Annotated in this window: 18 protein-coding genes; 7 read left to right on the forward strand and 11 right to left on the reverse strand. The window is 36.3% G+C overall.

The features are described 5' to 3' along the window. Positions 1–23: 23 nt before the first annotated feature. The 8 genes from BLS98_RS20590 to BLS98_RS20625 all read right to left on the reverse strand — a co-directional run bounded on the left by BLS98_RS20590 (position 24) and on the right by BLS98_RS20625 (position 7,315). A complete protein-coding gene (locus tag BLS98_RS20590; protein WP_089738999.1) occupies positions 24–653 on the reverse strand; it encodes a 7-carboxy-7-deazaguanine synthase QueE in 630 nt (209 codons plus the stop codon). Between the two features lie 7 nt (positions 654–660). After that, positions 661–1,545 carry a bifunctional 5,10-methylenetetrahydrofolate dehydrogenase/5,10-methenyltetrahydrofolate cyclohydrolase gene (locus BLS98_RS20595; protein ID WP_089739001.1) on the reverse strand — a complete coding sequence of 295 codons (885 nt, stop codon included), beginning with the start codon at positions 1,543–1,545 and terminating at the stop codon, positions 661–663. A 25-nt stretch (positions 1,546–1,570) separates the two neighbouring features. Beyond that, positions 1,571–2,395, reverse strand: coding sequence for a class I SAM-dependent methyltransferase (locus BLS98_RS20600; protein ID WP_089739004.1), 825 nt, complete (start codon positions 2,393–2,395; stop codon positions 1,571–1,573). A gap of 3 nt (positions 2,396–2,398) precedes the next feature. Beyond that, the gene (gene pgi / locus BLS98_RS20605; RefSeq protein WP_089739006.1) at positions 2,399–4,039 is read right to left on the reverse strand and encodes a glucose-6-phosphate isomerase; all 1,641 of its coding nucleotides are present in this window, start codon (positions 4,037–4,039) and stop codon (positions 2,399–2,401) included. A 207-nt stretch (positions 4,040–4,246) separates the two neighbouring features. Next, positions 4,247–4,852 carry a hypothetical protein gene (locus tag BLS98_RS20610; protein ID WP_089739008.1) on the reverse strand — a complete coding sequence of 202 codons (606 nt, stop codon included), beginning with the start codon at positions 4,850–4,852 and terminating at the stop codon, positions 4,247–4,249. Then, positions 4,842–5,276, reverse strand: a complete 435-nt coding sequence (locus tag BLS98_RS20615) for an RNA polymerase sigma factor (RefSeq protein WP_394331783.1) — start codon at positions 5,274–5,276, stop codon at positions 4,842–4,844. Before BLS98_RS20615 ends, BLS98_RS20610 begins: the two co-directional genes overlap by 11 nt. Before the next feature lie 99 nt (positions 5,277–5,375). Beyond that, positions 5,376–6,251 (reverse strand): TraB/GumN family protein, encoded by an 876-nt coding sequence (locus tag BLS98_RS20620; protein ID WP_089739012.1) that lies wholly within the window; start codon positions 6,249–6,251, stop codon positions 5,376–5,378. Positions 6,252–6,394: 143 nt separating this feature from the next. Then, a complete protein-coding gene (locus tag BLS98_RS20625) occupies positions 6,395–7,315 on the reverse strand; it encodes a DUF4349 domain-containing protein (protein ID WP_089739014.1) in 921 nt (306 codons plus the stop codon). A 210-nt stretch (positions 7,316–7,525) separates the two neighbouring features. Between BLS98_RS20625 and BLS98_RS20630 the strand changes: the two genes are divergently transcribed. Further along, a complete protein-coding gene (locus BLS98_RS20630; RefSeq protein WP_089739016.1) occupies positions 7,526–8,884 on the forward strand; it encodes an acyl-CoA dehydrogenase family protein in 1,359 nt (452 codons plus the stop codon). A 51-nt stretch (positions 8,885–8,935) separates the two neighbouring features. On the opposite strand, the gene BLS98_RS20635 is transcribed toward BLS98_RS20630, so the two are convergent. Then, positions 8,936–9,313 (reverse strand): MauE/DoxX family redox-associated membrane protein, encoded by a 378-nt coding sequence (locus BLS98_RS20635; RefSeq protein WP_089739018.1) that lies wholly within the window; start codon positions 9,311–9,313, stop codon positions 8,936–8,938. A gap of 155 nt (positions 9,314–9,468) precedes the next feature. On the opposite strand from BLS98_RS20635, the gene BLS98_RS23425 reads away from it, so the two are divergent. Continuing rightward, entirely contained in the window at positions 9,469–9,714 is a 246-nt protein-coding gene (locus tag BLS98_RS23425) for a bacteriocin-like protein (RefSeq protein ID WP_089739020.1), read from the forward strand. 73 nt (positions 9,715–9,787) lie between these two features. Here BLS98_RS23425 and BLS98_RS20645 read toward each other — a convergent pair whose 3' ends face one another. Then, entirely contained in the window at positions 9,788–10,900 is a 1,113-nt protein-coding gene (locus BLS98_RS20645; RefSeq protein WP_089739022.1) for an AI-2E family transporter, read from the reverse strand. A 191-nt stretch (positions 10,901–11,091) separates the two neighbouring features. Beyond that, positions 11,092–13,497 (reverse strand): endopeptidase La, encoded by a 2,406-nt coding sequence (gene lon, locus BLS98_RS20650; protein ID WP_089739024.1) that lies wholly within the window; start codon positions 13,495–13,497, stop codon positions 11,092–11,094. A gap of 260 nt (positions 13,498–13,757) precedes the next feature. On the opposite strand from lon, the gene BLS98_RS20655 reads away from it, so the two are divergent. The 5 genes from BLS98_RS20655 to BLS98_RS20675 all read left to right on the forward strand — a co-directional run bounded on the left by BLS98_RS20655 (position 13,758) and on the right by BLS98_RS20675 (position 20,373). After that, entirely contained in the window at positions 13,758–15,911 is a 2,154-nt protein-coding gene (locus tag BLS98_RS20655) for a peptidylprolyl isomerase (RefSeq protein WP_089739025.1), read from the forward strand. A gap of 128 nt (positions 15,912–16,039) precedes the next feature. After that, positions 16,040–16,990, forward strand: a complete 951-nt coding sequence (locus BLS98_RS20660; protein WP_089739027.1) for an MlaD family protein — start codon at positions 16,040–16,042, stop codon at positions 16,988–16,990. Positions 16,991–16,998: 8 nt separating this feature from the next. Beyond that, positions 16,999–18,330, forward strand: coding sequence for a 4Fe-4S dicluster domain-containing protein (locus BLS98_RS20665; protein ID WP_089739029.1), 1,332 nt, complete (start codon positions 16,999–17,001; stop codon positions 18,328–18,330). Between the two features lie 88 nt (positions 18,331–18,418). Further along, positions 18,419–19,204 (forward strand): (Fe-S)-binding protein, encoded by a 786-nt coding sequence (locus BLS98_RS20670; RefSeq protein ID WP_089739031.1) that lies wholly within the window; start codon positions 18,419–18,421, stop codon positions 19,202–19,204. Positions 19,205–19,236: 32 nt separating this feature from the next. Beyond that, a complete protein-coding gene (locus BLS98_RS20675; protein ID WP_139166164.1) occupies positions 19,237–20,373 on the forward strand; it encodes a hypothetical protein in 1,137 nt (378 codons plus the stop codon). Positions 20,374–20,480 lie beyond the last annotated feature (107 nt).

The following is a 20,480-nucleotide window of genomic DNA, read 5'->3' on the forward strand; positions in this document are numbered from 1 at the left end:
ACGGCCAGCTAATGTACGTATTTTTAAGGGATATTCAGATATTTGTGGGTTTGTACCGAAGCCTGCCATTCCGGGTGTTCAAGAATAAAATCTGTAATCTTCGGATACATATCATCCCTTTTACTCCATTCACTTTGAAGATAAAGCTTACAGTTTTCAGAAACCTTGGCAGCCTGCTCCTGTGCAAATTCAAAGTCATGATTGTTGAAAATGATGACCTTAAGCTCGTGAGCATTTTGATAAATCTCTTCTTTCGGCAATCCTGTTTTCTTTGGAGAAAGGGTAATCCAGTCCAGATGTCCGCTCATAGGATATGCTCCAGAAGTTTCAATGTGGATCGTACATCCAAGTTCCTTTAATTTAGATGTCAGGATCTCCAGATTCCATGTAAGAGGCTCTCCTCCTGTAAGAACGATGGTTTTACAATGTTTGGCTGCTGTTTCCGCAATTTCCACTGCATCCATCAATGGATGAAGCTCAGGATTCCAGCTTTCCTTTACATCACACCAATGGCAACCCACATCGCATCCTCCTAATCTGATAAAATAAGCGGCTTTTCCTGTGTGTGCTCCTTCTCCCTGTAAAGTGTAAAAATGCTCCATTACAGGGAGCATTTTACCTTCTTTTAATAAAATATCTTGTTCTTTATTCATTTTAAAATTAGTCGTTATAGACCGAAGTTTTATAGGCAATGATGGTGTTTTTCATCAACATTGCTCTTGTCATTGGGCCTACTCCTCCAGGAACTGGTGTAATCCAGCTTGCCTTTTCTGCACAGCTGTCAAAATCTACATCACCAGCAAGGTAATATCCTTTTGGAGAATCATCGTCTACTCTTGTGATCCCTACGTCAACAATTACGGCACCATCCTTAATCATTTCTCCTTTTAAGAAATGTGGATCTCCCAAGGCTGTAATAACGATATCTGCCTTTTTAGTATACTCTTCAATGTCTTTTGTGTATGAGTGTGTAAGTGTCACTGTTGAGTTTCCAGGGAAATCTTTTCTTCCCATTAAGATACTCATTGGTCTTCCTACAATTTTACTTCTTCCGATGATTACACAGTCTTTTCCTTTAGTCTCAATATTATATCTTTCCAATAATGTTAAGATTCCGAAAGGAGTTGCTGGCAAGAAAGTATCCATTTCAAGAGCCATTTTTCCAAAGTTTTCAGGGTGGAATCCGTCCACGTCTTTTCTTGGGTCAATAGCATTGATGATTTTCTCCTGATCAACCTGATCCGGTAAAGGCAACTGAACGATAAAGCCATCAACAGCCTTAGACTTATTCAGTTCGTCAATTGTCTCCAATAATTCAGATTCCGAAACTGTGCTAGGGAATTTGATTAAGCTGGATTGAAACCCTACTTCTTCGCAGTCTTTTACTTTAGCATTTACATATGCCTTACTTGCTCCGTTGTTTCCTACAAGAATTGCTACCAAGTGAGGTGCTCTTCTCTTGCTTGCAAGGATTTTTTCAACTTCAACTTTAATCTCTGCTTTAATTTCCTTGGATACTTTAAGTCCGTCAAGAATTTCTGCCATTTTTACTTTTTACTTTTATTTAGATTTAGATTTTTTCAAATACTACAATGTCCTGAAATTCATCGGCTCCTTCCTTTTCTACATCATTTCTCCAGAATCCTCCTTGTATTGTTTTTACTTTCAGACCTGCCTCATGGGCCATTTGATTCAATAATGGAACATTTACAGCAATATTAGCAGCTGTTACTTTATCATCCATTAATCTGTAGCCTTCATATTGATGTGGAAAATGCATGCTGCCCCCTTCTTTTTTAGACTCATCATATAGGAAAAAGGTAGCCAGACATTGTCCGCCACTTTTTAATACTCTACTGATCTCATTCAGATATTGTCTGATTTCAGGAATCTGCATGTGAGTGAAGACAGAGAATAAAAATGCTTTATCAAACTGAGCATTCTCATAAGGGAAGGTGAAGTTTTCTGCTTTCTGGCTGAAAGAATTATACAGATCATTATAAATCGGTGTAAACTTAAAGTTGAAATTCGGATATTTTCTATGGATATGTTTGTCACACCACTTAATTCCCTTTTCTACTGCATCAAAACCATCGTAAGTTCCCTTATCTATAAATCCGGACAGGGCAACAGCCGTTCTCCCGATACCACAGCCTATATCCAGAACATGGTCTGTATTTTTAAGGGCGATATGTTTCTTCAGAACATTCGTCTGACGAATTCCATGGGGAATAAAATCGCTGCTTCCCACATAAATGTCCCCTTTTTTGGGCTCGTTTTTAGCTCTTTTTCCGGTGATCCCTTCATAAAGGTCTATAGGAAAATAATAGAGTTTTCTTCCTAAAAGTCTAAAACCGGGAGGCAGTTTATAATAATATGATCGTAATGCAGACATCTGCTATTTATTTCCTTTATAATAATTAATTAATCCGTTCGTAGAGCTGTCATGTGAAGTAACAGTCTCATTGCTTTCAAGTTCTGGTAAGATTTTGTTAGCAAGTACTTTACCTAATTCTACTCCGAACTGATCGAAGCTGAAAATGTTCCAGATAACACCCTGAACGAAAATTTTGTGTTCGTACATAGCAATTAACTGTCCTAATGAAAAAGGAGTTAATTCCTTGAATAATATTGAGTTAGTAGGGGTGTTTCCGTGGAAAACCTTAAAGTTTAATAATCTATCTATTTCCTCATCAGATTTTCCTGCATTTTTAAGTTCTTCCTCCACCTCTTCTTCCGTTTTACCAAAAGCAAGAGCTTCTGTTTGGGCAAAGAAGTTGGCTAATAATTTATCCTGATGATCAGAAACCTTATTAGAGCTCTTAGCATAGGCAATAAAATCTGCAGGAATCAATTCTGTACCTTGGTGGATCAGTTGATAAAATGCGTGCTGCCCATTAGTTCCAGGTTCACCCCAAATAATTGGTCCTGTTTCATATTCTACGAATTCACCGTTTCTGTCTACACATTTTCCGTTGCTTTCCATATCTCCCTGCTGAAGATAAGCTGCAAATCTGTCCAGATATTGTGAGTATGGAAGGATTGCATAGCTTGTTGCTGCATAGAAATTACGATACCAGATTCCTAAAAGTCCCATTAATACAGGCACATTTTCTGAGAAATCTTCGGTCTGGAAGTGTTGGTCTGTATCAAAAGCTCCTTTTAAAAGTTGTTCAAAGTTTTCATAGCCCACAGCCAGTACAATGCTTAATCCGATAGCACTCCAAAGCGAGTATCTTCCGCCTACCCAATCCCAGAATTCGAAAATGTTCTCTTCTGCAATTCCAAACTGCTTAACAGCTTCAATATTAGTGGATAAAGCTACAAAGTGCTTTGCTACATCTTCCTGTTTTCCAGCTTTAAGGAACCAGTCTTTTGCAGAATTTGCATTCGTCATTGTTTCCTGAGTAGTAAACGTTTTAGAAGCAATGATAAATAGAGTCGTTTCCGGGTTTAAGTTTTTAACAACTTCTGCAATATGATTTCCGTCCACATTGGAAACAAAGTGAACATCCAGTCTTGTTTTAAAATGCTTTAAAGCCGAACAAACCATTACAGGTCCTAAATCTGAACCTCCGATTCCGATGTTTACTACATCTGTGATCTCTTTTCCGCTGAAACCTTTGTGCTCTCCTGAAATAATTTTTTCGGAAAAAGCTTTCATGTGATTCAATACTCTTTTGATCTGTGGCTTAATATTCTCGCCGTCTACAAGAATTTCACGATCGGAAAAATCTCTTAAAGCAGTGTGTAAAACAGCTCTCCCTTCCGTTTCATTAATTTTATCACCAGAAAACATTTTAGAAATAGCATTTTTTAACTGACATTCTTCTGCCAGTTGTAATAAAAGTTCTTTTGTTCTGGAATCAATAAGGTTTTTAGAATAATCGAAAAGGTAGTTATCCTTTTGCAGAGAGAATTCTTCAAAACGGTTCGGGTTGTACTGGAAAAGGCTTCTTAGCTCAAGATCGTTAGATGCAAAATGTTCGTCAAGGGCTTTCCAGCTGTTGGTTTGTATAGGATTTATTTTTGATAGCATGTTGTTGAGAATTTATAGTTCAGAAAAATAAGGTGCCGGATCAAAATCTTTAGAAATCCATAACGATTTATTTCTGATTTGCAAATTTAAGGAAAAATAGAACCTCAAATAAATTTGAAGCTGATAAATAACAATTTTTTAAAAAACAAAACCCCAGAAATGATCTGAGGTTTACTTTTTATACCTTTAAAAATGTTTTTTTGAATATTATTCTTCTATTTCATTCAGAATATTTTCCAATTGCTTAGCCCGGCGTCCATAGATATACTTTGTCCATAAAACAATATTAACGATAATTGCGATTGTTCCAATAAGAACAGAGATAATGAGAGTTTGTTGATAAGAATTGGCTACATTTTCAAAGGTCATTCCTTTTTTAGCCAATACCTTATAGAATTCAAGTCCCAGTGTAATCATGAAGTGAGGGAGAAGCAGGAAGCCGAAAGATTGATATCTTTCCATATTGAGTTTTAATTCATGGTAGATTTTCCAGAGGCTGTTTTTTGTATTTCCTGTATAAAGTTCTGTTTGCTTGTAAAATTTGTAAAAGCCAAATAAATAATAAGAAGATATAACAACAAGCATCACATAAGAGGTATAATAAATAACATATTGTGAGACTGGAAAATTCAGTATTTGAGGGAAGAATGCCATAAAAATAATAGCCAGAACCTGTGCCGGAAATTCTTTTTTCATACTCTTCTGAATTTTCTCAATAGGGTGTTTACTCTCTTTTAATTGTTCTATCGTTTCTGGAATATGAACATTGCTGTCTTCATTATTCCATTGTTCTTTTAATTGATCAAAATTCATAACCTGATTTTTTTATGATTTGCTGTATTTTTTCTTTTGTTCTGTTAAGTTTTACGCGGGCATTGCCTTCGCTAAGTCCGAGGTTGCTTCCAATATCCTTGTGTGACATTCCTTCCATGAAATAAAAGATGACGGCTTTCTCCAGAGAGTTCAATTCCTGAACAGCCCTGTAAAAAACTTCCAGCTGTTTATCCTTTGTAGGATTATAATCTTCATGCTGTACCTCAAAATGATGGGGTGAATCTGTATGATTTTTAGACCTCTGCTTTTCTTTTTTCAAATAGGTAATAGCAGTATTGATGGCGACACGATACATCCAGGTTGAAAACTCACTGTTTCCTTTGAAGTTTTGATAGGATTTCCAAAGCTGGATAAGGATTTCCTGCTGAAGGTCTTCCCGGTCTTCTATAGAATCGGCATAGATCCGGGAAGCTTTGTATAAGATGCCTTTGTGCTGATTAACAAGCTTTAAAAAGGCTGTTTCAGTGGGAGTGCTCACAATAGTTTCATGGTTGGGTTATTATTATAAGTTGGATACGGGTTTTACGGTATATCCTTTTGCTTTAAGAAGGGTGATGAGTCCGTTATTTCCCCATAAATGACCACTTCCTACTGCAAAGAAAGAACTTTGTTTTTTCATTATTTCAGGCATTTTTTCTGCCCATTTTACATTTCTGTCAGTAAGTACAAGCTTCTCCTGTTTCTTATTCATGAATTTTGGGTCTTTAATAAGTTGATCCAGACTTTTTAAATTTTCATTTTTAAATGCTTCAGTCATTTTTTGTGAAGCAATGGTATACTCATTACTTAATTTTAGCTGGGATATTACTTCTTTTAAATTATATGACTGTCCAATTGCATTAATTTGATCGTCAACCTTTTCCAGACCATTCACGCTCTTTTTGTTTTTCAGAGCCTCTGTTAGCAATTCAAATTCATACATCTTTACTTCATTTGGCGGACATGGGATGGCTTTTGTCGCGATAAGAGAGTAAAGAGCTTGTGTGCTGTGGCTATCAACATTTTTAAGGCTGGTTCCATAATCGGCAAGTAGTTTATCCAGTTCTTTTGCTTCTTCAGGTGTCAATTGCTCAGAGATTTTTTTATCTGCAGCCATCATTTTTTGCATGGCAAGCACTTCATTTTGATCTGTGTAATTGATTTCCATCACGAAGTTTTCAGCTTGATGAAGGGCTTTCCAGGTTTTAGGTTTTATCTCAAAATCTTTGTTGCATAAGATATGAAATGTTCCTGCAATATAAGATGGCTTAGAAAGTCCGTTTCCGGATACCTCCCATAGCAGGCTGTTTTCATTTTCTGTGTTCTTATTTTGTGCAGTTGCTGTTGTGAAGTGTATTGACAGTAATGCAGCGAATCCAAGTTTTATTAAATTTTTCATAGTATTTATTTTTTTTGATTTTCTGTTCTTTTAAATAGTAGGTAAGGGGGACATTACAATCGTTACAGTTTTTTTTCAAAAAAATAAAAACCTCCTGAAAACAGGAGGCTGTAAAATCTAAAATTATGATGATAACCTATAGGTTAGGAGTTTTGTTCAGAAGACTTAGAAAGTTCAGACCTTTTTGCTTTTCTTTTTCTTAAGAAATAAACCACTCCGGCTGCGATTAATACGATGGGCCATATGTTGATGAGCCCTACAATAATTCTCTGGATCAAATAAAATCCATAAACAAAACCGTCTTTTGCATCATATATAAAGTTGTATTTATATTTATTATCAATGCTGTCTGTATTGGTTACAGCAATTTCTGCGATGCGTAGTTTGGGCTCTTTGATGTAGATGTCAACGGTGCTGTATTTCAGGTTGTCAGCCATACTCATGGTATTCAGTTTTTGAAGATTTCCTTCAGACATGTTATCGTCACCCAAGCTTACTTTGTCTTTATTGGTTTTTATTTTCTCGATATTTTCTGAAGTCTTCTGGTTCCTTTTAGCTTCCAGCTCAGAATATTTGATATTGGCGGTAACATCTTCTGCGTTGATTGTTCTTGAATTTAAAAATAATTTGCTGGTGTTGATAGCTGTTAAAAGCTCTCCAAGTTTTTCGGTAGGTACTCTTACCTGCATTGTGTTTTCAGTCTTGTATTTTTTGATGAGCATCGCTTCAGTGTCGGAAGTGTTATAAGTATCTTCATAAACAACATTGCTCTGAAGATTGCTTTTGGTAACAAAACCTCCAAGATCTTGCACAGACTTTTCAATAGAAATGGTGGCGTTGTAAACATCTTTCACCTCCATATTTACATCTGCAGTCTTGATGAACTGCTTGTCTTTTACTTTCATACTGGCAGCAGACGAAATGCTGTCTGCTACTACGGCTGCAGAATCTGTTGAAGCTTCATAGCTTTTAAGTTCACTGGTGGTTGCTTCTCCTTTTTTACATGAATAAATTCCCAGTAAAAGAACAGCAGATAATGATAGTGTAATGTAATTCGTTTTCATAGCGTAAGATTTTTGAGGTTTTGCTTGAGTCAAAGTTCAGCCAGGAATCTTTGTAATGATTGAAAATGGGAAGTAAAAAACTTGTAAAGAGAATGTTCTGTTTTAATAAATTGAATATTAGCTATTTGTAAAATGGTTGATGAATTAGGAACTTGTTTTCGGAGTAATTTTTGCTTATCTTTTTACAAACCAAAATCACAATATATCATTATGTCAAATACCTTTTCTAAAATCAGAAATGCAATAGGGCTATTTACGTCCATAGATTTTGATCAGCTAAGTGCTATTTCACAAAAAGTAGATCTGCCCAAACTGATGCATAATTTTTCAAAACTTGATGATAAGCAACTTTCAGGACTCATGAAAATGCTTGATCCCAATAAGAAAAAGAAAGAGCTTCCTCCCATTGATGGTGATTTTTATGATATCTACCATACTTTAAGCCTAGAACAACGGGAAATACAGCTTAAAGTAAGAGCTTTCATGGAAAAAGAGGTAAAGCCTTTGGTCAATCATTACTGGCTTAGAGATGAATTCCCTTTCGAGTTGATTCCAAAATTTCAAAAACTGGATATTTGTGGAGTAACCTATGAAGGATACGGCTGTCCGGGTATGCCTTTTCTGATGGAAGGGGTTATTGCTATGGAAATGGCCAGGATTGATGCTTCTATTGCTACCTTTTTTGGAGTGCAGTCAGGGTTGGCAATGGGTTCTATTTATATCTGTGGTTCAGAAGAGCAAAAACAAAAATGGCTTCCACAGATGCAGAAGTTTGAAAAAATAGGAGCCTTTGGACTTACCGAGCCGGAAGTGGGCTCCGGAGCTGCGGGTGGACTTACCGTTACTTGTAAGAAAACAGAAGAAGGCTGGGTTTTAAACGGTCAGAAAAAATGGATTGGAAACGCCACCTTTGCAGACCTTGTTATTATCTGGGCAAGAGATTTAGATAGTGGAGAAGTAAAAGGATTTATTGTTGAAAAAGACAATCCCGGATATTCCGTTGAGAAAATTAAAGGAAAAATGGCCTTGAGGATTGTTCAAAACGGATTGATTACACTTAAAGACTGTTTAGTTACAGAAGAAAACCGTCTGCAGAATGCCAATTCATTTAAAGATACCGGAAAAGTACTGCGGATGACTAGGGCAGGAGTAGCATGGATGGCAACCGGATGCGCAAGAGGGGCTTATGAAAGTGCTTTAGCATATACCCGAACAAGAGAACAGTTTGGAAAACCAATTGCTTCATTTCAGATGATTCAAGGGCATTTGGTTGAAATGTTATCTAATCTTACCGCCATGCAGACTATGGTTTTCAGATTGTCTGAAATGCAGGATGAAGGAATTTTAAAGGATGAACACGCTTCATTAGCTAAGGTTTTCTGTACATTAAGAACTCGTGACATCGTTTCCAGAGCAAGAGAAGTAATGGGTGGAAATGGTATTCTTCTGGAATATGATGTAGCCCGTTTTGTAGCTGATGCTGAGGCTATTTACTCCTATGAAGGAACTAAAGAAATCAACTCGCTCATCGTAGGACGATCGATTACTGGTTTTAGTGCCTTTATATAAGAAAGTTAGCAGATGATGGTTTTGTCATCTGCTAAATATAAGTTTCAATTGCTATCCAACAAGGTTTTTATACTTTGCTCTGTTATCAATTAATATCCAGATATTAATTAGAAAAAGAATGCCGGAAATACAAATTCCTGTGGTGGAAGGATCTCTGTAAACGTTATGGATTAAAATTCCTGTCAAAACAGGCAGAATAATGATAGCTCCTAATGCTCTTGTTTTTGGAAAAATAAATAAAAGGCCGCCAATTACTTCTACAGTTCCTACGAGTGGTAATAACCAGCCTATTTCTCCAAATGCCGCATATAATTTCATTTGAGTTTCAGTTAGTGGGGGAGCCGGATTGTAATGAAAGAACTTGTCTAATCCTGCATTAATAAACATAACTCCGAATAAAATACAGATGATAAGTTTGATGATTTTCATAATAAATATTTTATATCAAATGTAAAATAAAAATATAATTCTATTGCGATTTTATTAGTTAAAAACATTTTTATCTGTGTTAATGGTAGGTTAATATTGAATTTTGCATTGCTTTATTATTTATATTTGAATACAAACTAAACTCAATAATTATTATGTTGAAAAATCTTAAAAAATTAAACCGTATCAACCTGAGAGAAATTCAGGGTGGCGTTGGTATTGGAAAATGTGATATTGGCCCTATAGGATGCCCATGTAAAATTCCGCCTGGTGATCCATGTTTGGGCGGTCCTGGAGGAGGAGGACAAGATTACGGATACTGTCCAGATATACAATCTAATATTCTTTGCACAGAAACCTGTCCAAATGGAATGCATCCATATTGCGCTGCGAGTGTATAAGATATACAAATAAAGAAAAGGCTGCTTTTTAAAGCAGCCTTATTTATTACTCATTATTTATTGCTAATAATGCCTAGTCCATTTCTTTCAACGTAATATTCTTTGAGATTTTGTAGCTTTTCTTCTTTTTGTTGGGCCTTTCTTCTTCTCCAAGTAATTTTCCCCAAGGCTTTAAATCTTCAACTTTTTCACAGATAATTTTAATAATAGCAATGGCAGGAATACACAGAAACATTCCGGCAATTCCCCAAAGATGCTCTCCTAAAAGAATTCCTATAAAAGAAAATAACGCATTGATCTTCACTCGGGAGCCTACAACAAATGGAAGTACAATATTTCCATCTACAGCATGAATACCAATATATCCTATAGCCACATAGATACAGGTTGAAGGACTGCCGGTAGCAAATGCAATAAAGCAGGAAATAACCAGTGAGATGAAAATGCCCAAATAAGGAATCACATTTAATAATCCTGTTAAAACCGCTAAAAGGATGGCGTATTTTACCCCTAAAACAGTAAGTACAATAGAGGTAAGGATAGACACAATAATAACCTGAAGACAAAGTCCGAAGATGTATTTCTTGGTCATAACCCGAATTTCATTTACAGCAGCCTGAACACTTGATTTATGTCTTTCCTTGAAAACAGTAACAATAAAATTGTTCAACAGTCTTCTGTAATTTAAAATGAAGATAAAAAATAAGGTGAAGAATATGATGAACCCAAATCCTGTTGAAAAAATACCGAATGTAAAACCTAAAATAGCACCGGAAGAAGATAAGAGTTTATTCAGTGCTTGGTTGATATAATCTACCTGTTCATCTACCTTTACATTAAAAGTTTTGGAAACCCAATGTTGAGCATTATTAAAAACGGTAGTAAGTTGTTCTCTCAAGTGAGGAAGGTCCTTGCTGAAATCAGATAACTGATTGGTGAAGAAATAAATGATTCCTGCTAAAATCATTAACATAATGAATACAGAAGTCATTGTTGATACAGATCTTGGAAATCTTAGTGTTCTTTCCATGAAAGTGGCTATCGGTAAAAACAGCATAGCCATAAGGAATGCAAAGAAAAAAGGTGCTAAAATGGTCTGCCCCAATGCTAAAAGATATCCGATTCCGATAATCGAGATAACAACAAGGGTGAGCTTAACAAGGAAAGGAAGTCTGAGAAAGTTCATAATCTAAAATCTGCAGTAAGGAATAAAAATAAGAAAAACCCATCGAATTGAAGAATTTTTTATTCAAACAGTGTGGATTTTTCTTTCTGCATATCAAAATTCATTCCTAAAGTCCCCTGTAAAAGCAGAAACACGTCCTGAATTCCAGGACGTGTTTCTTATTGAGAAGTTGATATGTAAATAAGTTGTTTTTATTTTTCAATGGCGATGTCAATGACTTCTTCCATTCTGTTGACATAGTGTACTTTCAGATTTTTTAAATAATCCTTCTTAATTTCTTCTACATCTTTTCTGTTCGCTTCACAAAGAATAACATCTTTTACTCCCGCTCTGGTTGCGGCAAGAAGTTTTTCCTTAATTCCGCCTACAGGAAGTACTTTTCCTCTTAATGTAATTTCTCCTGTCATAGCAAGGTGAGGTTTTATCTTTTTGTTTTTAAAAGAAGAAACCATTGAAGTTAACATAGCAATACCGGCAGAAGGTCCATCTTTTGGAGTAGCGCCTTCAGGAACGTGAACGTGGATGTTTTTCTTATCCAGATCTTCCTGAGCGATTCCCAATTCATTATGTTTAGCCTTAATGTACTCTAATGCAATAGTAGCAGATTCTTTCATAACAGTTCCCAGATTACCGGTCATTGTTAAAGCTCCTTTTCCATTGCTTAGAATGCTTTCAATGTATAAAATGTCACCCCCTACACTTGTCCATGCAAGGCCTGTTACTACCCCTGGAGCATCTGTAATTTCAGATAAGCTTTTTGGTCTTGGAACTCCAAGAATTTCATCTACTTTTTCCAGTGAAATCTTTGGATCGTATTCTTTTGCCAAGGCGGTTTGTAATGCTACCCATCTTCCAACAGAAGCAATTCTTTTCTCTAAGGTTCTTACACCACTTTCAGAAGTGTGTGCCTCAATAATATGTTTAAGCTCAGGATTTCCAAGTTTGAATGATTTGGTATCCAAACCGTTTTCTTCCTGTTGCTTTTTGATTAAGTGTCTTTTAGCGATCTCAATTTTTTCTTCCAGAGTATATCCTGCAATCTGAATAATTTCCGTTCTGTCCAAAAGAGGAGTCTGAATGGTTGAAAGAGAGTTCGCTGTAGCAATAAACATTACTTTCGATAAATCATATCCCATTTCAAGGAAATTGTCATAGAAAGATTTATTTTGTTCAGGATCAAGAACTTCTAGAAGTGCAGAACTTGGGTCTCCGTGAAGTCCCTGTCCAATTTTATCAATCTCATCCAAAACAATCACCGGATTCGAGGTTCCTGCCTTTTTAATAGACTGAAGAATTCTTCCGGCCATCGCACCAATATAAGTCTTTCTGTGTCCTCGGATTTCACTTTCATCATGAAGACCGCCTAAAGATAATCTTACATATTTTCTGCCTAAAGCATCCGCAATAGATTTCCCTAGGGAAGTTTTACCTACTCCCGGAGGTCCTACCAATAATAGGATAGGAGACTTCATGTTGTTTTTTAATTTTAAAACAGCCATGTGCTCCAGAATTCTTTTCTTAATATCTTCAAGTCCGAAATGGGCTTTTTCTAATACTTTTTCAGCCTTAGCAATATCAAAAACATCTTTGGTGTACGTTTCCCATGGAAGATCTGTGAAGAAATCCAGATAATTTCTCTGTACATTATAGTCCGGAGAATTAGGATTCTGTCTTTGTAATCTTCCTATTTCCTTTTGGAAATGATCCTCAACTTCCTGGTTCCATTTCTTTGTTTTTGCCTTAGCGATAAGATCTGCTACATCACTTTCAGGTCCGCCGCCTAATTCTTCCTGGATCGTTCTGATCTGTTGGTTCAGGAAATATTCTCTTTGCTGTTTATCAAGATCTTTTGAGGTTTTCTGATGGATCTGATTTCTCAATTCCAGTTTTCTGAAGTCCTCATGCATCATTTCATAGCACTTATTAGCTCTTTCCATCATGCTTTTTTCTTCAAGCAGCCTTTGTTTTTCCAAAGACGGGAAGCTGGCATTGGTACAGATGAAGTTCAGCAAATCATCATTGTTGTTGATGTTTTTGATCGCAAAATTAGCAGCATTAGGAATGTTAGGATCCAGCTCAATAATTTTTAAAGCAAGATCTTTGATGTTTTCCAGTAAAGCTTCATATTCCTCCTGATTTTTAGGCTTAGTATCCTTCAGTTTGGTGATTTCAGCTCTGAAATAAGGTTGGTTTTCAATGATTTTCTTGATTTTAAATCTATGGAAACCTTTAGTGATAGCCGTAATGTTACCTTCGGGAAGTTTTATAATCTTAATAATCTTTGCTAATGTACCGGTTGTATAGATATCCTTTTCGGTAGGTTGCTCAAGATCAGAGTTCTTTTGGCTTACAATTCCGATGAAATCTCCGTTTTTCTGCGCTTCCTCAAGGAGTTGTATAGATGTTTTTCTTCCTGCAGTAATAGGAATTACCACATTCGGGAACATCACCATATTTCTTACCGGAAGTATTGGGAATATTTTCTGTTCGGAATTTTTTTCAGTCTCTCCAAAGTCGGAAAGATTGATTTCTTCAGTAACGATATCAAAACCGTCGCTGATCATTTCTTCTAAACTTATATCTTCAAATTCTGTCATAATGGAAAGAATGACAAATTGTCATTTTCGTATTTAATCGTTAAATGGATTTTTTATAATAAGCCTTGAAAACGTGTGCTATATTATAATGTACTAGATTGCACAATACTTATGCCATTTGTTTTTTGCTAAAAAATATGGTCAAAATTTCCTTTTTTAGATAATCTTTAGGAATTAAAATGAAAATAAAGAACTTCTGCTTCTCTAATTTCTTAAAAATGTGTATTTTCGCAAACTGATAAAAAACTATAATTTATAAAATGGCAATTTTAGGACAGATTAGGAGTAAGCCTTGGCTTTTAATGGGAGTAATAGCCTTAGCGCTTTTGGCGTTCTTGGTGAACCCAGATAGTATCGACAAGGTTTTTGGAAAGAATCCTGATGTTTTAGGAAAAGTAAACGGTGAGAAAATCACCCGCGAAGAGTTCAATGATCAACTTTTCGTGCTGCAGCAACAGGCTGAACAACAAGGTCGTCCAAAGAACGGTCTTGAAGAGCAGGCTTGGCAGTTACTTGTTCAATCTAAACTTATCAAGCAACAGTTTGAGAAATTGGGCTTTGAAATGACTGATGATTATTTCTGGAATCAAATCCAGTACGATCAGATGTTCGCTCAAAATCAGCAGTTTTTTGATGAGAAAGGGAACTTTAAAACTCAAGACCTTAAGAAAGAAATTGAAACATTACAGAACACTAACCCTCAGGGATATGCTCAATGGTTGAAAACTAGAAAATCAATTGAGTACAGACTGATGGCAAGACAGGTGTTTACCAATATTTCAGCAGGAATTACTACGGGTAAGAAAGAAGCTGAAGAATTGATGAAAGAAAGAGATCAGCTTGCTGACATCGACTTTGTAAAGGTAGACTATGCAGCTTACCTTCAAAAAACAAAGATCAATGTTACTACAGAAGATCTTGCTAACTACATCAAGCAGCACCCGGTAATGTTCAAAGCTGAGCCTAGCAGAAACTTAGGTATTGTATTTTTCCCTTCTAAGCCAAGTGCAGCAGATGATGCAGCATCTTTAAAGGAAATTACAAAACTATACTCAGGAGGTACAGATGCTAGTGGAGGTGTTGAAAACTTCCAGAATACAAAGAATGACTCTATGTTTGTTATGGCAAACTCAGATTCACCTTTCAATCCTCAGTATGTTAAGCCTACACAATTGCCTGCTACTATACAAGGTCAGATCGCAACAGCTGCGGTAGGACAGACATTTGGCCCATATAAAGAACAAAATTTCTATGTAGTTTCTAAGCTTGTAGGTAAGAAGACTTCAGATTCTACATTGTCAAGACATATTCTGATTGCTTTCAAAGGAAGCCCAGCAGGAGAAGGAGTAGCAAGGTCTAAAGAGCAGGCTAAGAAATTAGCAGACTCTATTGGAGCAATTGTAAAAGCAACACCTGCTAAATTTACAGAGTTCCTTAAGCTTTCAAATGATCCAAACTCTGCTGCACAAGGAGGTAGTCTTGGTTGGACAACTCCGGAAACACCTTTCGTTCCAGAGTTCCTTACTTATCTTGCAAACAATCCTAAAGGAGCAACAGGGGTTGTGGAAACTCAGTTTGGTTACCACATCATCAATATCGAAGATAAAAAATCTGGATCAATGGGGTATAAGGTGGCTAATCTTGTAAAAGAAATCAAGCCTTCAGATGCTACAGAAGCTGAAACAGATAAAAACGCTAGAAAATTCATTCAGCAGGTTCAGGGGAAATCTTTCAACGATTTCGTGAATATTGCTAAGAAAGGAAACTTCCAGTTTACTAACCCTAAAACAGCGAAGAGATTCGAAGGACAACTTCAGGGATTAGGTACTGAAAAAGATGGTGAGATTCTTACTTGGGCTTTTGATAAGAAAAGATCTAAAGGAGATACAGAATTATTCAATGTAGACGGAACAGGAGACAAAATTGTTGTATTCATGAACGGAAAACAAGACGCTGGTCTTGCTGATCCTGAATCTGTAAGAGATCAGATTGAAGTGATTGTTAAAAACAAATTGGCAGCAAAACAAATTTCGGATAAAATTGCAGGAGCAAAAGCTTCAGGTTTAGATCAGATTGCTGCATTGTTTGCTAGTACAAAACAAAGCGCTCAGGTGAACCTATTGAACCCATCAGTAAATGGTGCTATGGAGCCTAAAGTTGCCGGTGCAGCATTTGGTGTTGCAAAAGGTAAACTTTCTAAGCCAGTTGAGGGTGGAACAGGTGTTTATGTATTGGTTAAAAAATCAGAGACTGTAAACAAACAGCCAGGTGATGTTAAGCAATTTACTGAGTCTATTTCTCAGAGAAATGCAGGGATGTTCGGACAGGCTTGGTTGAAGAGTCTTCAGGATAACGCAGATATCCAGGACTACAGAATCGAGATTTGGAACAAGCTGGGAAATCAGCAACAATAAGAGATTCATATCTATCAATATAAAAGCGACAATTTTTTTGTCGCTTTTTTTTGTATTTAACGCAGAACAATAAAGGAAAAGATTTATTTAAAATGTACTATATTTGCTTATTAGAAAAAAATTAGCAAGTGAAGTTCAGTAAAGAATTAAAAGCGGGTGTGATTGCACTTCTAGCTATCGTAGGCTTTGTGGTGTTGTTTCAATTTATGAAAGGGAAGAGCCTTTTTACTACCGACAATATCTTTTACGCAAAATATGACAATGTAGAAGGCCTTGCGCAATCTTCAGCAGTCTCTATTAATGGTCTTAAAGTAGGCCAGGTTGATAAGATCATTCCTCAGACAGCAAAGGATGGTAAAATCAGTTTTGTTGTAAAAATTACAATTGATAACAAATTCGAATTTTCAAAAAATTCATCACTGGAGATTTTCGAACCGGGATTAATGTCCGGTAAAGAAATGAGAGTAAATCTGGTTTACGGTGGAGTTACTGCAAAAGATGGAGATACCTTGAAAGGAGCCTTTAAACTGGGAATGATGGGAAGTTTATCTTCTCAGGTAGGTCCGGTAAAAGATCAGTTACAGGTTGTTTTACATAGAGTAGACTCTTTAATGGCCAATGCCAACCAGCTTGTAGATGCTCAGAACAGAGCCGAAATCAAATTGTTATTATCTAACCTTAATAAGACAGTAGGAGCATTGGAAACTACCGCAGGAAGTGTAAACAGCCTTGTTGGTCATAATGATCCTAAACTGCAGAAAGTATTGGATGATGCAAGCCTTACCATGCAAAGTGGAAAGACAACATTGGATAAATACGGAAATCTTGCACAAAGTATTGATACGAAGCAATTAAATGCAACAATTGCTAATCTGGATGCTACTGTAGGAAAACTGAATCAGGTGATTGGTGGAATAGACAAAGGAGAGGGAAGCTTAGGAAAGCTGATGAAGGATGATAAATTATACAACAACCTGAATTCAGCATCTTCTAATTTGAATTCATTGATTGAAGATATGAAAGCTAACCCTAAGAGATATATTAATTTCTCAGTTTTCGGTAAAAACAATAAAGACTAATACGCCTTATGCAGTACATCGATAACATTATTTTCCTGATTTTATTAGTGGCGGGATTTGGACTGTTTGCCAAAAGCCTGCTGAAGATCTATAGAAATATCAGACTTGGTCACGAGATCAACAGAAATGACAGAAAATCTGAACGCTGGAGTACCATGGCTAGAGTGGCTATGGGACAAAGCAAGATGGTAAAACGTCCTGTTGCCGGTGTCTTACACCTTTTCGTGTATGTAGGGTTTGTTATTATCAATATAGAACTTATTGAAATTATTGTTGATGGACTATTTGGAACACATCGTTTCCTGGCTTCAGTCTTTGGAAACGGATTCTATAGTTTCTTTACGGCGACATTAGAAATTCTTGCTCTTCTTGTTGTGATAGGAGTGGTGGTATTCTTCATCAGAAGAAATTTTTATGGAGTGAAGAGATTAACCATGAAAGAGCTTTTCGGATGGCCAAAACAGGATGCCAACTGGATTCTGATCATTGAATTTGCATTAATGATGGCTTTCTTTAAAATGAATGCTGCTGATTGGGTACTGCAACAAAGAGGAATAGTGCCTGCATTGGGTAGTTTTCCGATTAGTTCTACTATTTTAGGGCCTATTTTCAGTGGTTTTGGGGATGGATTCTTGCATTTTACAGAAAAAGGAGCTTGGTGGTTCCACTTTGTAGGAATTCTGTTTTTCATGAACTATCTGTATTATTCAAAGCATTTACACATTATTTTAGCGTTCCCAAGTACTTGGTATGCGAATCTTGATAAAAAAGGAAAATTCAATAACCTTGATTCTGTAACAAAAGAAATCAAGTTAATGATGGACCCTAATGCAGATCCTTATGCTGCACCAGCAGAAGGAGCTGAAGCAGATGTGCCGTCTAAGTTTGGAGCTGAAGATATATTTGATCTTAATCAGGTACAATTACTGAATGCCTATTCTTGTACAGAATGTGGACGTTGTACTTCTGTTTGCCCTGCCAATATTACAGGGAAAAAGCTGTCTCCAAGATTGATCTTAATGAAGACCAGAGACCGATTGGAAGAGGTTGGAAAAAACATCGACAAAAACGGAAAGTTTGTAGACGACGGCAAAAAGCTGTTGAACGACTATATCTCTAAGGAAGAACTTTGGGCTTGTACTACATGTAATGCATGTACAGATGCTTGTCCGGTATTGTTAGATCCGCTTTCTATTATCTTCGAAATGAGAAGATTCCTGGTAATGGAACAGTCAGCTGCTCCGCAGGAACTGAACCTGATGATGACGAATGTGGAGAACAACGCTGCTCCTTGGCAGTATAACCAGGCTGACCGTCTGAACTGGGCTTCAGAAAATTAAAAACTAATCGATTTGAAGATTTGAAAATTGATTAAAGCTAGCTAATTTTCAAATTTCCAAATTCTCACATTTTCAAATTGAAAAAGAAATGGATTTCAATATAAAAACAATGGCAGAATATGCTGCCGAAGGAAAAGCACCGGAAGTTTTATTTTGGGTTGGATGTGCGGGCAGTTTTGATGACCGTGCCAAAAAAATTACAAAAGCATTTTGTAAGATATTGAATAAAATAGGGGTAGAATTTGCAGTGCTGGGACAGGAAGAAAGCTGTACCGGAGATCCTGCGAAAAGAGCCGGAAACGAATTTGTTTTTCAGATGATGGCCCTCACCAATATTGAAGTCCTAAATGCTTACGAAGTGAAGAAAATTGTAACAGCATGCCCACACTGTTTCAATACCCTTAAAAATGAATATCCAAGCCTTGGAGGTCACTTTGATGTAGTTCACCACACTCAATTCCTAAAAACCTTAATGGAAGAAGGAAGATTGAAAATTGAAGGTGGAGCATTCAAAGGTAAAAAAATTACCTTCCATGATCCTTGTTATCTGGGACGTGCCAATGATGAATATGAAGCACCAAGAATGTTGCTTGAAAAGCTTGATGCTGAGCTTGTAGAAATGAAGCGCTGCAAAACAAACGGTCTTTGTTGTGGAGCTGGAGGTGCACAGATGTTTAAAGAGCCTGAAAAAGGGAACAAAGACATCAATATCGAAAGAACAGAAGAAGCTTTATCTTTTGAACCTAAAGTAATTGCTACAGGATGCCCATTCTGTAATACAATGATGACGGATGGGGTAAAGCATTTCAATAAAAATACTGAAGTTGCAGTAAAAGATATCGTTGAGCTTCTTGCTGAAGCAGATGATTTATAATCTTGCCAGTCACATGACTGTAATATTGTAGTATGAAGGTTAAATGGGGCATCTCCTTTTTGTTTATAATATCCATACTAGCGTTTCTAACCTACCGGAATTATAACAACAGAGTATATGATTGGGATATGCCGGGATACCTGGGGAGTATGTTCACAACTGAATTTCCAGATTCACCGGATAAGGTTCGTGAACTTACATACTCATCCATAAAAAAAGAGGCCCCTGTAGAGCAGTATAATAACCTTATAGGGATTAAACCCTCGGCTACAACCAGACAATATTTTGCGAAAAATACACAGTCTTTCACAGAACAGTTACCTTATTTTCAGATAAAGATAGGGTATATCCTTGTGATTACTTTTTTTTATAAGTTGGGATTTTCACCACCAATGTCCGTGTTGTTTATCGGCCTTATTTCTTACTTTATTTCAGGGTTATTAATCTTTTATATCTTAAAAATCCTGTTTCCGGAAAAGTACATACTTACAGTTCTTTTGACATCTGGGATTATGTTGATGCCAACCGTTACTTTTATGTCGGGGGAATCTACTCCGGATATGCTTATCTTTCTGTTTATCTTAATTTTTGCGATAGGATTAATAAAAAAATGGAGCCAATGGAGCATGTTCTTGCTTCTTGTGGCCATGACCTTTATACGTCCGGACTATATTACTTTTGCCCTAACCTACCTTGGTGCTATTTTCTTATTTGATTATTGTACAGAAAAGAAAATTCGTGTTGCTCTTATGCTACAAGGCATTGTGATCTTCTCAATGTATCTATTCATTATGAAGTTTTATAATTATCCAGGCTGGGTTGATCTTTTTTATGACTCATTTATTGAGAGAAGGCCTATTATCTCGGCAAAAACGGCTCATGTGAGCTTATCTACTTATTTACAGGTTATTTACAATAAAATTATTGTTTTTAAAAAAGTTACATTGTCTGTTCTCATTATTACGGGAGCGATTTTTTGGATGTCGAAAGAGGCTTGGGTAAGAATGGTTTCGGTTCTTTTTCTTGTAAATGTGTACATCAAATTCTTTTTCTTTCCCCAATCGGCAGACTTAAGGCTTTTCTTCCCGTTTATTTTCCCACTTTTCATTATGATCCTTTATGTAGTAAGTAGAAAGTATAACAATGTTAAACTCTCTGGAATTGTGTGATTTCATCTTCAACAAAAGGAAATAAAGTTGCTATTGGGTAGCATTTTCTGTAAAAATAATCTGAATAATACCAAATTATAAAGTTCAGGAATAATCCCATTTTTTAT

This window comes from Chryseobacterium jejuense (genome assembly GCF_900100075.1).
Classification (GTDB): domain Bacteria; phylum Bacteroidota; class Bacteroidia; order Flavobacteriales; family Weeksellaceae; genus Chryseobacterium; species Chryseobacterium jejuense.